The organism is Hyphomicrobium denitrificans ATCC 51888 (assembly GCF_000143145.1).
Taxonomy (GTDB): Bacteria; Pseudomonadota; Alphaproteobacteria; order Rhizobiales; family Hyphomicrobiaceae; genus Hyphomicrobium_B; species Hyphomicrobium_B denitrificans.
Map to the genome: position 1 here is coordinate 620,085 of NC_014313.1, position 14,410 is coordinate 634,494.

Here is a 14,410-nt window from a genome sequence, read left to right on the forward strand (position 1 = left end):
AAATCCGGAGTTCGGCGCTGCGTCAACCTGTTTGCATGCGCTGATGCGTTCCGGCGCAGTTGATATCGGATAATCAGAATCGATTGGAAACGGGGTAGATTTGTAGGCGCGCGATCACCCGCGCTTTGACGTGGGCCGATCGCGGCGATTTTGCCGCGCGTCGCGAGTGTGCGTGAAGTCGCTCAGCAGTCTCCACACACGAGGAACCTATGACCGATCAAGAGCGTGCTCAGATCATCGTGCGGGACGTTTTCCTCCACGATCTAAAGGGAGAAATCGGGACGCTGGCACGGCTTGGCGTGCCGCTGGCCGATCGTCAGGACATGATCCAGCGCTTGGCGCAAGCATTCGGGCGTGTGCGCGAAGAGGAACGCTCCAAGGCCGCGGCTTAGCGTTTCCGCATAAGGCATGAGGTATCGCGTGCGCCCGGTGCGCTTCTTGTGCGCCGAGGCGTATGCCGTGCCGCCGTTTCGCATTTTCTTTGTTTTCGCTGCCCTCGATGCGGTTGCAGTGATTGCGCCGTGGTTCCCGAAGCTTCTGGGTTATGCGGAAAGCGACGTTGCCGGCGTGCCGCTGGCGGTCTGGCATCGGGACGAGCTTCTTCTTGGAATGATGCCGGCGGTTCTCGCCGGTTTTGTGCTGACGGCGTTGCCGCGCTGGACGCGACGTGCGCCGGAGAGCGCGAGGGTAGTGATAGCGCTCGCAGGTCTTTGGCTTGCGGGGCGCGTCGCGCACGTCGTGGCAGCGGAAACCGTTCATGGAAGCGCGCTGGCTCCTGCTAGCGCTTTTTTGTTCATAGCCGCATTGAGCCTCATCGCTGCACGGCAAGTCATCGCGGGCCGCGCATGGCGCGAGATCAAGGTCGTGCTGCTTCTTGCTGCGTTCGCCGCAGCGACAGGATTTCAATCGCTGTATCCGGCGGCTGCGGAGAGCGAAATAGCGATGCGTCTCGGGCTGGCGAGTGTGCTCGCTCTCGTCGTTGTGTTGGGCGGACGCATCGTGCCGGCGCTCACCGCCGCGTGGTTAGAGACGAGAGGACAAGCAGCTGCACAGGTTCGCGGCAATTGGTTCGAACCGCCCGCCGCCGTTGCGGTAATATGTGCGCTTCTGAGCTGGGCGGTCGCGCCTGAGGCCGAGATCAGCGCGCTGGCTTCTGGGCTTGCTTGCTTTGCTCAAGCGGGACGCTTGGCTCGCTGGCAGGGATGGCGGGCTGTGCGTTCGGCGCCGATACTTGCTTTGCACGTTGGCTATGGCTGGATACCTGCCGGCTTCGGACTTCACGCTGCGGCCGTCTTTTGGCCGTCCGCCGTGAGCCAAGCCGCTGCGGTTCATGCCTGGGGTATCGGAGCGATCGGGTTGATGAGCATCGCCGTCATGGCCAGCATGATCCGGCGTCACGCGCGTACCCCTTTCGCGGTCTCAGTTTCTCTGTTGCTATCTCTCGCCTGCGCGGCTCTCGCGGCTCCGGCGCGCATCGTTGCGGAGGCGACGGTAGATTCAAGACACGCGTGGCTGCTTGTTTCCGCATGCAGCTGGATTGCGGCTTTCGCGCTCTTTCTTTTCGCCTTCCGGAAGCTGCTGCTTAGACCGTCCGGTATCTCCAAATAAATACGGAGGCCTCAGGTCAACGCTGAGGCCTCCGTTACGCTTTGGACTCTACGCGACGCTACTGCTTCGCAGGTCCCTCATGCATGATCGAGTCGTTCTTCGGACCGTCGACGTTCAGGAAGCCGACGAGGCCATGCTCCAGGCGAGAGAGAGCATGATCGACCAGAATGTATTGCCCGGCACGATCGATCTTGAAGTCGACGATCGTGGCGCCACCCGGAGGAACCGAAACCGTCTGCACGCCGATCAGCGGGGGCGAAACAACGCTTCCGAGTGAATAGACATGATCGAAGATTTCACCGATGACGTGGAACGATGACGTGAAGTTCGGTCCGCCGACGCCGAAGTAGATGCGCACGGTTTCGCCGGCGTTGGCATAAAGCGGATGGCTACGCGTAAGCGAACCAACCGAGCCGTTGAAGAGGAAGTATTCCGGCTTTTCATTGATCAGCTTTTCGTAGTCCATTTCCTGTTCGCCGGAAGTGCCGAACGATTTGACCGTATAGATCTCGCCTTGCATGACGTAGAACTCACGGTCGACCTGCGGCAGGCCGCCTTCCGGCTCAACGAGCAGAAGTCCGTACATGCCGTTGGTGATGTGCGTCGGCACGCTCGGCGTCGCGCAGTGATAGACATAGATGCCGGGGATCAGCGCCTTGAACGTCACGACGGTTTCTTCGCCGGGATCAGTCTGCGTGAATGCAGCTGCGCCGCCAGGTCCGGTTGCACCGTGGAAGTCCACGGAGTGAACCATCAAGCTGTCTTTGTGATTTTTCAGATGCAGCTCGACTGTGTCACCGACGCGAACACGAAGGAAGGGACCCGGAACTTTGCCGTTGAACGTCCAGTACATGTAGGTCGTGTTGTCGTCGAGCTGTCCCTTGACCTCGACAGTTTCGAGATCGATGCGGACCGTCTTTGCCTGACGCGGGCCGATCGGGCCTGGCAGATCGGCGGGGTCACGCGTGATGTCGACTCCGGACGATTTCATCTCGGCGCGATTGCCCGGCAGAACCTGTATATTCCCCTCCATGCCGGCTTGGCGATGGCCTGCGATCGAGCAATAATAAGCGAATTCACCGGCTTTTCTGGCGACGAACGAGAAGGTCGAGCTGGCGTTCTTGCCGTTAACGATCGCCGACCGCGCCGCATACTGGTCAACGACGATATCGTGCTGTGCACCTTCGCCGTTCACAAGGTTGACCTGAACCGTTTCGCCTTCGTGGACAACGAGAGTCGGATTGATCTTGTGGTCGATGTCGCCGCCGACGCCGATGTAAACCATGCGTCCTTCAGCGATGCCGGTGCGGAGGGTAAATACGACAGGCGCGTGTGCGCCGGCCGTCGGATCTGTTTTTTCTTCCTCGTGGGATTTCGACTTGTCTTTCTTGGCCGGAGCATCGGCGGCAGGGGCGGCCTTCTGTGCCATATGCTGGTGCTGGTCTGCATGTGCAGCCGGCACCGAAAGTAGTGCGGCCATCATTAGGCCGACAACCGCCCCGAAGCGGTGGAATATCATGCAATCTCCTCCTTGTGGTTCTCGCGCCTAAGTTTGCCGAGAGTGCTGCAGCCGATCGATCGCAGCGCGCGCGGCACGTGACCCTGACAGGCCGATTGATCCGTTTACGGATCGTTCGTTCTCGGGCCTCAGGCTGTGTCAAGCACGGGCCCGGAGAGGGAGCCTTGTCTTTGGATAAAAAAGGCGAGCCGCGCGTCGAAATCGCTCAGCGCATCGTGTCGCGACTACGTTTGACGCAGGCTCTGATGCGTTATGGGAATCGGATGTTTGCGGGAGCGGCAGGTCCGGTTCGCAATTGCGCGGGACTTAAGTTTTCAGGAGATGCAATACGGCGAGCGGGTCTCTATCGAGAGGCGCCGAGCACGTTCTCGATGCGTGACGCGATTTCGTTGTTTGGGATTTCGGCCGGGTCTTCGTCGATCTCGGCAACGACTTTGCTTCGGACTTCCGGCTTGATCATTTTGCGAAGGTTGCCCAGCATGGTGCCGGGGGCGATGATCACCAACCGGTCGAATGCTTCCTTGGCCGAGTGCTCCGCGAGCATCGTGGCGAGCTGGCTTGCAAACAGGGCTTCGAGGGCCGTGTTGGAAACACTGCGCGAACCAACGCCGAGGCGGGCAAGTCCGGCGGAGCCGTGGAGACGCTCTGATGGCGTCCTGCCGAGCTTACGGTCTGGCGCTTCCTCGCGTCGCGAGTCCGATCCGGAAATGACATGCACACCCTGGCGGTTTGCGGTCGTCTCCAGGATGCGGGCCTTGCCGCCATCTGTCACCAAGATCCATGTTCGCGTGTGTGTCATGCCGGGGCTGCGCGCTCATAGTGTATTTTCGTCCTTCAAATCTTTGCCGCGCATGCCGGGTGACGCCTTGATCGAAATCAGTAGAAATAGGGTGTTGCTGGACCATGCAGGAAGCAATTCGGCAATGGTTCTGCTAAGCTGAGCCGTTGCGTCAGATGCCTATCCAATACGTGAAATGAAGGAAAGAGCCGGCCGATGCTGCAGGCGCTTCTCAAATCCGCCGTCGTGGCGATCCTGGCTATCGATGATCGCGGGCGAGTGCGGACGGTCAACCCCGCGGCCGAGCGCATGTTTGGTTACACAGCGGAAGAGATGCTCGATCGCAACGTCAGCATGTTGATGCCGGAGCCGTACCGCACGCAGCACGACCACTACATGGAGCGGTATGTCCAGACGGGTGAGAAGCGGATCATCGGCATCGGCCGCGAAGTTGCGGGCCAGCGCAAGGACGGGTCGATATTTCCGATCCACCTCGCGGTTGGCGAATTCGAGATGCAGGGCGAGCGCTTCTTCTCCGGCATCATCACGGATTTGAGCGCGCATGCGCGATTGCAGGCGGAGATCGACCGTCAGTCACTGCTGTTCCAGGCGGTGTTCGACTATGTGCCAGAGACGCTGGTGATCTCGGCGCCCGAGGGACAGATCGTTCTCATCAATCCCGCCGCGACGCGCATGTTCGGCTATAGCGCGAGCGAAGCGATCGGGCTCGATTGGACGACGCTTTTCGATGCGCCGCCGGATAAAGCGCAACTTGAAAAAGAGATTGCATCGAAACATGCGGCCGACGGCGGAAGCGTTGAGATTTCAACCGTGCTCCGCCGCAAGGACGGGCGCACGTTTCCGGCGCAGGGGCATATCGCAGTCATTGCCGGCGCTGACGGGACGCAGATGGCGGTGGTCAGCCTGTTCCGGGATATGACCGATGAGATGAAGCGGCGGGAAAGCTCGCTCAGGCTGCAGAAGCTCGAAGCCGTGGGCCAGCTGACGGGCGGCATCGCGCATGACTTCAACAATCTGCTGACGATCATTTCCGGCAATCTCGAATTGCTGGAAGGAACGATCGAAAATCCGGATGATCGTGAGCTTCTCTCGCGGGCGATGAGGGCCGCTGACTCGGGTGCGCGTCTGACCCGGAGACTGCTGACGTTTGCGCGCCGCCGGCAGCTGGCGCCGGAGGTGATCAATCTCAACGAGCAGGTTCGGAGCATGACCGAGCTTCTGCATCGGACGCTTGGTGCGACAATCGATTTGCAGACGAGCTTCGCGCGCGATTTGTGGTTGACGCGCGCGGATGCGGGAGAGGTCGAATCCGCGGTCATCAACCTTGCGATCAATGCGCGCGATGCGATGCCCAATGGCGGCAAACTCGCCATCCGCACCAGCAATGCGGCGCTGGAAGGCGACGAGGTGGGCTTCGAGGGTCCGCTGGTGGCGGGCGATTATGTGCGCGTGTCGGTCTCGGACAACGGCTCCGGAATGACGAAGGACGTGCTCGGGCGCGTTTTCGAGCCATTCTTCACGACGAAGCCGCCGGGACGCGGAACGGGATTGGGGCTCAGCACCATCTACGGTTTCATCAAGCAATCCGGTGGGAGTATTACGATTTACAGCGAGCCCGGAGCGGGCACGACCGTGAACCTTTATTTTCCGCGATGCCTCGATTATCCGGGCGCTGTCGTTCCCGTGGCGGACACGGCAAAGGAGGAACGAGGTCGCGGCGAGCGCATCCTGGTCGTAGAGGACAATGGCGACGTACGGGCGTTGACAGTTCAGCGTCTCGAACGTCTCGGCTACGAGGTGGTGGAGTTTCCCACGGGCACGGCTGCACGCGAAGCGCTCAAGGGCGGATTGAAGGTCGACCTCGTATTCAGCGACATCATCATGCCGGGAGGGATGACGGGGGTCGATCTCAGAAACTGGATCTGCGCGTTCGAGCCGGCTTTGCCAGTGATCTTGACGACGGGTTTTGCGGGAGACGCGGGCGATATTGCCACGATCGCCGATGAATGGCCGATCCTGCGCAAGCCTTATGGGCAAAGAGACCTTGCTGAAATCGTCCGGAAAACGCTGGAGAAGCGCAAGGTTTGAGCGTGCTGCCGTCGACTTCTCGCGGCAGAGTTCATCGAGACGCGGTGCAGACTAGGCTTTTCTTCGCCTGACATCGCTCGCGAACATATAGCCGATGCCGCGGATGGATTTGATCTTCGGCGACGTGCTTGAACCGTTGTCGATCTTGCGGCGCACTCTGCTCACCAATGCATCGATCGAACGGTCGAGCGGCGAATAGTCGTGCCCCTTCAAAATGTCCATGATCTCGTCGCGCGTCAGAGCGCGATGCGGGCGGCGGGCGAACATCTCGAGGAGGTTGAATTCGGCGGTCGTCAATTCGCGGGACACGCCATTTTCGTCTTTGAGTTCGCGGCTGGTGGCGTCCAACGACCAGCCGGCGAATTCGTAAATCTCGTGCGCTGGGGAGGATGTCGTCGAGGCGGCGCGGTTGCCGCCGTCGTGCCGTCGCAGGACGGAGCGTACGCGGGCTAGAACCTCGCGGAGGTTGAACGGCTTGGAGATATAATCGTCGGCTCCGATCTCGAGGCCGACGATGCGGTCGACGGTGTCGCCTTTACCCGAAACCATGACGATCGGAACATCGTGCTTGGCCCGGATTTCGCGGGCGAGTGAAAGTCCATCTTCCTGCCCAAGGGCCAAATCCAGCGTGACGAGGCTGACGATATCCTCATTCAGCGCGGCGCGCGTCGCTGCGGCATCCGCGGCTTCCGCCACGGCGTACCCTTCGCGCTCGAAGCACGTCCTCAGCAGACGTCGAATTTCGGGCTCGTCGTCAACGACCAGGATTTTCGTTGTCACGTCAGCTCTCCAAGGGGCATGGCGCGGTGAGAGTATAGATTACAAATTGTTACAATTCTTTACCGTTCAGGCAAACCTGGGCGAAAGCCATCGGCTTCTATGGTCTCGATTGATGCCGCCGTTCGAGAGCCAAGGAGAGCGGATATGCTGGGTGCAACTACTGTTCATGATGCTTTTTCGTACAACCCTCATCAGGGGCTATCGCGAAACTCCGGCGTAAGGAAGCGTGATGGGTTCGAGCACGCCTCGATCCGGCGGCTGCGAGCCAAAGAGTACATTTTCTGCGAGGGCGATCCGAGAACGCAGATTTTTTTAGTCGAGCAAGGGGTCGTCGCGCTTTCGAAGGTGCTGGGAGACGGGCGCCGACAGGTCATAGATTTCGCTTATCCCGGTGACTACATTGGGCTTGGCCTTCACGGCGAGTACATTTTCGACGCGCAGGCCACTTGTGCCGCAAAGGTTAAATGCATCGCGGCCTCGGCCCTTGAAGAAGCAGCCGCGTCCGATCCAGACCTCGCGCTGATGCTCTATAAGGCGGTATCGGCCGAGCTTGCAACAGCCCGCAACCTGCTTGTCTGCGTCGGTCAGGGCACGGCGATGGAGCGCATTGCCGCTTTTCTCGTCAGGTTGCGTGACCGCGCAGCGAGTTCCGGCCGGAATGGCAGCGCCTTCAGCTTGATGATGCGCCGCTCGGATATCGGCGATCTCCTGGGGTTGACGATCGAGACGGTCAGCAGAACACTGACGAAGTTGCGCAGCATGGGCGTGATCGAGATCGTCAACTCGACCGAGGTTCACGTTCTCGACGAGGTGAAGCTCGAGCAACTCGCGGCTTGATCTGATCACCCACGACAGTCGACTGGGACCAAGGCCGCTTTCTCAGCGGCCTTTTTTATGAGTGCCCGGCTTTCTTCACGATGGCAGCGGCTCGTCCAGGATCAAGTCGTGGAACCCTTCGAGCACGACGCGAGCTTTGGCGCTGTCGTCGGCGATCACTCTGATGAAGCCTTCGAGCGCCAGCAGTTCGCCGCTGACGGAATAGACGCCGCGTCCTTGCTCCCAGATCCATTTTACCCGCCCAGACCTGTCGATGATGCGATAGACGAGCTGGAAGTTGCGCTTCAGCATGACCTGCTTGTGCACATGGTTCCAAGCATAGTCGCGGTCGTCGGGAAACATGATGTGCTGGAAATACAGGTTGGGGTCGTTCACCAGATGATACGGCTCGTACCCAGTGACTTCGAGGCAACCGTCGCTGGCGAACTCGAAGCTCCAGTTGCGGTCGCTTTTGCAGCGATAAACCATGCCTGGAATGCTGTTGAGCAGCGTGCTCAGAGAGCGCCGCACCGCGCGTAGGCGCGCCTCGATTTCCTTCTGCTGATTTATGTCCGTCAATGTTCCGATGACGGTGCGATCCGAACCGTTGACGCCCCTGGCGCGCATATCGAGCCAACGGGATGTGTGATTGCGCGCGATCATGCGCAGCTCCATCCGGCAGGTATCGCGGTTGCAGCGCAGCAAACCGCTGATCTGGGCGTCGGCCAAAGGGCGGTCTTCGGGATGCACGAACGTACCGAATGGCTGATTGAGGCTGTCGGCGATCGTGTAGTCCAGCAAATTCTCCCACGATGAGCTGAGCATCGAGATGTTTCCATCGCCGTCGATCGTGAAGACGATCTGCTCCATGTGCTCGACGATCTGTCGGTAGTCGACCGGCATAAGGCGACCTCTCGGGAGCGCTTGCGCGGTAGGACCGGCTGCCTCGTTCGGAGGGTCGAGAGGCGCTGTCGCGTCGAGCGATGTAATTGTTTGCGGAGTCGAGTCCGGTTTGATCTTTGTCAATACAGGCGGAGCCTGTTCCGGATCATCATCGCTCGATTTTAATTGTTCGCCACGTCGAACAATCGGGACGAGCACCAGAACGATAACGCCAACGAGTATCGCGATCGCTCCCAGACCGAAGAGGGCGAATGCTTGTATGGTGCTGAAAATGAGCATCGTCATGAGCACGACCAGTCCGATGACCACCGAAACAGCGCGTTCCTTCACACAGTCCCGCTTCGGCAATCGCGGTAATTATTCTGCTTACATCAGCCGTGTGCGTAAAGCATTAGGTCGTTACCCGCTATATTTTCGAACTGCGGGCTTGGTTACGAGCGCAGCGTTTGCGGCGCTGATTATTTTCACGGCATCGTGGTACTTATCGAATTACGGCGCGGCTATCGGCGACGCACTGCGCAAGCTGCATGCAGCCGAGATTTCATTGGTGGCGCAGAAGCCCGAGGGTGCGAAGGATCAAAACGTATCGCCCGTCGCAGACCTCATTGGTTCGGACGTTTTTGACGATCAGACCATTTTGCGAGAGTCGAACGTCAATCTCGACGTCTTGAAGGACGGCCAGGAGGGCAAAAGCGAAATAGTCTCTCGCGATGCGATCGAGCTGTTGCAGCAGGCGGGGCTTAATCTTCAACGGAATTTGGAAGCGAGGCGTACGCAGGTTGCGTTTCTGCAGCTGTTGAGCTTTTGCGTTTTGCTGTTTTGCCTTGCTCGTCTGAGCGTCGGGTCGCGGCGGGTTCTCGTTGACCGCGTGGACCGGATCGCGGGGGCGGTGTCAGCTGGTGGCGCTTACTCGCAAGGTCGCGCGCGACGCGATGAGATCGCACGGCTCGAAGACCGCGTTGGCCGCTTGCTGACCGATATCGCAAATTCCGGTGCGGGAACGGACACGCGCACCTCGCTCGAGCGCATGGCGCGCATTCAAGATTATCTTTCGAATGCCATGAGCGTGATGCTTCGGCATCCGTTCGGCGACGGAATGCTTCGGAAAATTCTCTATGCACTGGAGCGCACGCTCGATTTGCAGAATACGGCGATCGTTTTTTCCGAGGACGCGGCGGTGTTTCATTCGGGACGATGCCTGTTCTCGAACCGGGAGCCGGCGGCGCTGTCGAAGCAGTTCGAGGCCGAGATATCGCAGGCCGGAGCCGGAGCCATCGTTGAAGAGCATGCGGAGGACTTGCGCACGCGCAAAGTGGGTCTCGGATTCGTTGATGCGACGGGCGAAACAAGCGTGCTGCTGGTCGAGTTATCGGGCGATCGGACGCTAGAAGCGGTCGAGATCAAGACGCTGCGTATTACGGCGAGCTTGCTATCCATGGCGGCGAAACTCGATGGGCACGATCAAGAGGCCCGCCGTATCGCCGTGCTTGAAGAGCGCGCCGCGATCGCGCGAGAGCTGCACGACTCGCTCGCGCAGTCCTTGTCCTTCATGAAGATCCAGCTCGCGCGGCTGCAGTCTTATCAGAACAACGTGACCAGCGAATCCCGCGAGCAGACGAAGGCCATCACCAGCGAATTGCGTCATGGCCTGGACAACGCGTACCGGGAATTGCGCGAGCTGCTTGCCACCTTCCGCGTTCACATGGACGTCAGGGGGCTCGACTTTGCAATCGAGTCCGCGATCGAAGAATTCAGCCAGAGGTCGGGCCTGCCGATCTCTCTGGACAACAGGCTTGCCGGTGCAGCGCTGACGGTGAACGAGGAATTTCATGTCCTGCATGTCGTGCGCGAGGCGCTAAGCAACATCCTGCGCCATGCGCGCGCCACCAACGTCTGGATCACGATGGACGTTCGGCGGAATGGGGAAGTGACCGTAACAATCGATGACGACGGCATCGGTTACCGCCCGGCGGAAACCAAGGAAACGTCGCATCACGGGCAGACGATTATGAAGGAGCGTGCTTTCAGTCTCGGCGGAGCGATCGACATCGCTCCGAGGCCGGAAGCAGGCACGCGCGTGACGCTGACGTTCACGCCGCAGAAATTGCAGTATCAATGATGTTCAGGTGCCGATCATGATCAAGGTTGTTCTCATTGATGACCATCCGTTGTTTCGCAAAGGCGTTCGGCAAATGATCTCGCAGGACCCGAACTTCAGGGTCGTCGGGGAGGCGGCTTGCGGGCAGCAGGGCATCGAACTCGCGTTGGCGTTGAACCCCGATATCGTGCTGATCGACATCAACATGAAGGGCATGACCGGGATCGATACGCTTCGGCACTTGAAGGCGACGCATCTTCTTGCGCGCTATATCATCCTGACCGTCTCGAACTCAGAAGACGATCTGATCGAGGCGCTTCGTGCAGGCGCCGACGGCTATCTGCTCAAGGATATGGAGCCGGAAGATCTGTGCACGAACCTGCTCAAAGCCTCGAGCGGGGCGACGGTTCTGCAAGACACGCTGGCGGAGGTTCTGAAAAGTGCGCTGCTCTCGCCGGTCAGTGCCGGAAGCTCCGGCGAGGAACTCCTGACGCCGCGCGAGCGCGAGATTCTCGAATGTCTGGCGGAAGGGCTGAACAACAAGACCATCGCGCGCAAACTCGGGATCAGCGATGCCACGGTGAAGGTTCACGTCAAAAACGTTTTGCGCAAGTTGAACCTCGCGAGCCGGCTTGAGGCCGCCGTGTGGAAGCATCGCCTGAAGCAGCCGAACCAAAACGGCGGCAAGATCGATCGCGGGCTGCACTGACGGCCGCTCGTTCGGCCGGTCGCCATCCCTAAAACGTCATTGCGAATTTGAGCGCGGCTTTGATGCGATGGCGCGCGTTTGCGCCGTCGCGTGAACTTCGGGTGCCGGGCTCGAGAAAATCGCGTGCGCAATGCGATTCTTTACTTATTTTGGAATGAATCTAAAAAGATATTTATTTCAATAACTTGACATGAAACAAGCTCGCGCACGCTGCCAAAACATAACATCGTATCGGAGTGCGAGATTTATGCCGCTGGTCTCGGCCGGACGATGATCTCGATGGGGAATGTTTGTCTGCCGGGAACGTGAGGCGTATGACCACTGTCGATCTCTCACGCTACTTCGCCAACCTCGACGGCGATGTCATCAGCACGGCGTTTGCGTCACGGCGCGCGGTGATGCCGTGGCGGGATCGCCGTCCGCTTGGCGAAGACGATATCGCGGACATCTGGTCCGGTGTGCTTGCCGAGTGCGGTCCGCCAAGGCGACGGCTGGCCTATATCCACGTTCCGTTCTGCGCCAATCATTGCCTGTTCTGCGGCTTCTACCGCAATGCCTATACGCCCGCGCAGGCGGCGACCTATACCGATCTTCTCGTCGCCGAGATTGAGCGTGAGCCAGGCGCAGCGGGAATCCGGCATCACCCGATCGACGCCGTATATCTCGGCGGCGGTACGCCGAGCGCATTGTCGGCCAGCGACCTGGCGCGCATCGTCGAGGCCGTGCGCACGAACCTGCCTTTGTCGCCGGACTGTGAAATCACGCTCGAAGGCCGCATCATTCATTTCGATGACGACAAGATCGATGCCAGCCTCGCCGCCGGCGTGAACCGGATTTCGATCGGCGTGCAATGCTTCGATACCGAGGTGCGTCGCCGGCAAGGGCGGCGCGCCAGCAAAGATGAAGCGATCCGTTTCATCAAAGGCATTCGCGATCGCAATCGTGCGGCTCTGGTCATCGATCTGCTTTACGGGTTGCCTGGGCAAACTCTCGATATATGGCGGGAAGACCTCCGCATCGCCGCGGATCTCGCGCCCGACGGCGTCGATCTTTATGGCCTCAATCTCATCCCAGGCTCGCCATTGCAGCGTGCGGTGGCGTCAGGCAAGCAGCAGCCGACGACGCTACAGAATCTCGGAGCGATGTATGAGGCCGGCGCCAGCATTCTCGGCGCGAAGGGCTGGCGGCAGATCAGCAATAGCCATTGGGCGCGAACACCGCGCGAGCGCAACCGCTACAACCTGCGCATCAAGCAAGGCGCCGAATGTCTGGCCTACGGCTCGGGTGGGGGCGGTACGATCGGGCGCTACAGCTATCACGTCAGCAGCGATCTTCAGATTTATTCAGATGGGATTTTGGCGGGGCGCAAGCCGATCGGCGGCATGAGCCTGTCCGACGATCTCGCCATCGCGCGCCATTATGTGACTGCCGGGTTCGAGGTCGGCCATCTCGACCTCGGCGGACTCGACGTGCCGCACATCGCCAACGCGAGCGCACTGTTTCTGCCGTTGCTGGAGCAATGGCAGCGCGCCGGATTGGTTGTGATGGAGGGGAGCGTCGCCAATCTCACCCTCGCAGGGCGCTTTTGGTACAGCAACCTGATTGCGGCATTCAACGACATCATGAGCAGCGCTGCGCCGGTTTCCGGCACGACGCATGGCGCGCCGCCCCGTCATTTCAAACCACATATGAAAACAGGAGAATCCGTATGAATGAGACCGCAGCCGCGTCAGTTCTGAGCCTCGTTCGCAAGGAACTTGCCGAGAAGCCGGACGGCGTGCTCGAGGCCGTCGCGTCGGCGCATGGGCTGTCGCTGCAAAGGGTCGTCGAATGCCTTCCCGCCGGAATGGGAAAAAACATTGCCGGCACGCATTTCATTGACGTCATGCAGGATATCGCGAGCTGGGGCGACATCATCTTCATCGTCCATACCAAGGATGCGATCGTCGAGTATGAGGGCCCGTTGCCGAGCGGTTCGGCCGGTCACGGGTTCTATAATCTCAAAGGCGGCAACGGCCTGAGCGGCCATTTGCGTGCGGGCAATTGCCATGCGATCGTGTTTTTGCGCCGGCCGTTCATGGGGGTCGAAACGATGTCGGTGCAGTTCTTCAATGCCGACGGAGAGGCGATGTTCAAGATTTTCGTCGGGCGCGACAAGGATCGCAAACTCAAGGCCGATCAGGTCGCACGGTTCGGAGTGCTCGAAGGCCGATTTGCTTCGGGTGGCGAGGCGTAATGCGTCCTATTCTGATTTTCGGCGCAAGCCGTGGCGTCGGGCTCGCGCTGGCCCGGCAGATGCGCCGTCGCGACGTTCCGGTAACGGCCATGCTGCGTCCCGGCTCTGCGAGCGATGAGCTCGCGGCGGACGGCGTTCGGATCGTGCGTGGTGATGCGATGTCGCGCGAGGATGTCGCCGCTGCGTTCGCGGGCCTGCCGACGGGATGCGATGTGGTGTCGACGATTGGCGGGCGTACGCCGGATGGCATCTTCGTCGATGAGGTCGGCAACATCAACATCATCGACGCCGCTGCCGCTCATGGGGTTCAACGCTTCGTTTTCGTCACGTCTATCGGTTGCGGTGACATGGCTCCGTTTCGCTCCGAGCGTGCAATCGCCGCGTTTGGCGCGACCGTCGATGCGAAGACGCGGGCCGAGGACCATCTGCGGCGCGCGATCCCGTCTGCGACGATCATCCGTCCGGGTGGACTTCGCTCAGATCCGGGCACGGGGCGGGGCATCCTCACGCACGATCCGGAGATGCATGGCTTCATCAATCGCGATGACGTCGCCGAGCTGATCGTCCGTATGCTGGATGATCCGGCGACGATCGGGCAGACCTTTGCGGCAGTTGACGCCGATAATGCGCAGTCGGTCAATCCGATCCGGCCGTTCGAGCTGCGGTCCGCGTTGCCATTTGTGTCGTAGCGCGATGATTGTAATTGCGTGGGCATCGACGCTTCTATGATGCCCGCATCGCTGTTTAAGTTTATTATCTGTAAACTAATATTCTGATAACTTCAGCATACGGAGCGACTGATTGACACGATCAGGGCATGAAGCCATCTCGCCCCGCTCCGGTCTGCCCGGGAT

13 protein-coding genes are annotated in these 14,410 nt (G+C 59.9%); 9 read left to right on the forward strand and 4 right to left on the reverse strand.

Annotation, left to right across the window (positions count from 1 at the left end; genetic code table 11):
- Positions 1-209 precede the first annotated feature (209 nt).
- Positions 210-392, forward strand: coding sequence for a hypothetical protein (locus tag HDEN_RS02880; protein WP_013214627.1), 183 nt, complete (start codon positions 210-212; stop codon positions 390-392).
- Positions 393-408: 16 nt separating this feature from the next.
- A complete protein-coding gene (locus tag HDEN_RS02885; RefSeq protein ID WP_150103179.1) occupies positions 409-1,608 on the forward strand; it encodes an NnrS family protein in 1,200 nt (399 codons plus the stop codon).
- A 58-nt stretch (positions 1,609-1,666) separates the two neighbouring features.
- Here the strand turns inward: HDEN_RS02885 and nirK are convergent, their stop codons facing one another.
- Together nirK and HDEN_RS02895 are read right to left on the reverse strand one after the other, a co-directional pair.
- Entirely contained in the window at positions 1,667-3,037 is a 1,371-nt protein-coding gene (nirK, locus tag HDEN_RS02890) for a copper-containing nitrite reductase (protein ID WP_245256705.1), read from the reverse strand.
- A gap of 433 nt (positions 3,038-3,470) precedes the next feature.
- Positions 3,471-3,926 (reverse strand): host attachment family protein, encoded by a 456-nt coding sequence (locus HDEN_RS02895; protein WP_013214630.1) that lies wholly within the window; start codon positions 3,924-3,926, stop codon positions 3,471-3,473.
- 195 nt (positions 3,927-4,121) lie between these two features.
- On the opposite strand from HDEN_RS02895, the gene HDEN_RS02900 reads away from it, so the two are divergent.
- Positions 4,122-6,014: a hybrid sensor histidine kinase/response regulator gene (locus HDEN_RS02900; protein ID WP_013214631.1), complete on the forward strand. Its 1,893-nt coding sequence runs from the start codon at positions 4,122-4,124 to the stop codon at positions 6,012-6,014.
- 51 nt (positions 6,015-6,065) lie between these two features.
- Here the strand turns inward: HDEN_RS02900 and HDEN_RS02905 are convergent, their stop codons facing one another.
- Positions 6,066-6,794 (reverse strand): response regulator, encoded by a 729-nt coding sequence (locus tag HDEN_RS02905; RefSeq protein ID WP_013214632.1) that lies wholly within the window; start codon positions 6,792-6,794, stop codon positions 6,066-6,068.
- A 144-nt stretch (positions 6,795-6,938) separates the two neighbouring features.
- Between HDEN_RS02905 and HDEN_RS02910 the strand changes: the two genes are divergently transcribed.
- A complete protein-coding gene (locus HDEN_RS02910) occupies positions 6,939-7,631 on the forward strand; it encodes a Crp/Fnr family transcriptional regulator (protein ID WP_013214633.1) in 693 nt (230 codons plus the stop codon).
- Between the two features lie 75 nt (positions 7,632-7,706).
- Here the strand turns inward: HDEN_RS02910 and HDEN_RS02915 are convergent, their stop codons facing one another.
- Positions 7,707-8,843: a PAS domain-containing protein gene (locus tag HDEN_RS02915; RefSeq protein WP_245256706.1), complete on the reverse strand. Its 1,137-nt coding sequence runs from the start codon at positions 8,841-8,843 to the stop codon at positions 7,707-7,709.
- Between the two features lie 97 nt (positions 8,844-8,940).
- Between HDEN_RS02915 and HDEN_RS02920 the strand changes: the two genes are divergently transcribed.
- The 5 genes from HDEN_RS02920 (at position 8,941) to HDEN_RS02940 (ending at position 14,245) form a co-directional block, all read left to right on the forward strand.
- Positions 8,941-10,632, forward strand: coding sequence for an ATP-binding protein (locus HDEN_RS02920; protein ID WP_245256707.1), 1,692 nt, complete (start codon positions 8,941-8,943; stop codon positions 10,630-10,632).
- 16 nt (positions 10,633-10,648) lie between these two features.
- Positions 10,649-11,320 carry a two-component system response regulator NarL gene (gene narL / locus HDEN_RS02925; RefSeq protein WP_013214636.1) on the forward strand — a complete coding sequence of 224 codons (672 nt, stop codon included), beginning with the start codon at positions 10,649-10,651 and terminating at the stop codon, positions 11,318-11,320.
- 314 nt (positions 11,321-11,634) lie between these two features.
- Positions 11,635-13,032, forward strand: coding sequence for a heme anaerobic degradation radical SAM methyltransferase ChuW/HutW (gene hutW, locus HDEN_RS02930; RefSeq protein WP_013214637.1), 1,398 nt, complete (start codon positions 11,635-11,637; stop codon positions 13,030-13,032).
- Positions 13,029-13,556, forward strand: coding sequence for a heme utilization cystosolic carrier protein HutX (gene hutX / locus HDEN_RS02935; RefSeq protein WP_013214638.1), 528 nt, complete (start codon positions 13,029-13,031; stop codon positions 13,554-13,556). Before hutW ends, hutX begins: the two co-directional genes overlap by 4 nt.
- Entirely contained in the window at positions 13,556-14,245 is a 690-nt protein-coding gene (locus tag HDEN_RS02940) for an SDR family oxidoreductase (RefSeq protein WP_013214639.1), read from the forward strand. The genes hutX and HDEN_RS02940 overlap by 1 nt, the downstream gene beginning before the upstream one ends.
- Positions 14,246-14,410 lie beyond the last annotated feature (165 nt).

Coding starts and splice junctions, on each gene's coding strand:
- hutW (WP_013214637.1), top strand. CDS start 11,635: ATGACCACTGTCGATCTCTCACGCTACTTCGCCAACCTCGACGGCGAT.
- hutX (WP_013214638.1), top strand. CDS start 13,029: ATGAATGAGACCGCAGCCGCGTCAGTTCTGAGCCTCGTTCGCAAGGAA.
- HDEN_RS02940 (WP_013214639.1), top strand. CDS start 13,556: ATGCGTCCTATTCTGATTTTCGGCGCAAGCCGTGGCGTCGGGCTCGCG.
- HDEN_RS02910 (WP_013214633.1), top strand. CDS start 6,939: ATGCTGGGTGCAACTACTGTTCATGATGCTTTTTCGTACAACCCTCAT.
- HDEN_RS02885 (WP_150103179.1), top strand. CDS start 409: ATGAGGTATCGCGTGCGCCCGGTGCGCTTCTTGTGCGCCGAGGCGTAT.
- HDEN_RS02880 (WP_013214627.1), top strand. CDS start 210: ATGACCGATCAAGAGCGTGCTCAGATCATCGTGCGGGACGTTTTCCTC.
- nirK (WP_245256705.1), bottom strand. CDS start 3,037: ATGGCACAGAAGGCCGCCCCTGCCGCCGATGCTCCGGCCAAGAAAGAC.
- narL (WP_013214636.1), top strand. CDS start 10,649: ATGATCAAGGTTGTTCTCATTGATGACCATCCGTTGTTTCGCAAAGGC.
- HDEN_RS02895 (WP_013214630.1), bottom strand. CDS start 3,926: ATGACACACACGCGAACATGGATCTTGGTGACAGATGGCGGCAAGGCC.
- HDEN_RS02900 (WP_013214631.1), top strand. CDS start 4,122: ATGCTGCAGGCGCTTCTCAAATCCGCCGTCGTGGCGATCCTGGCTATC.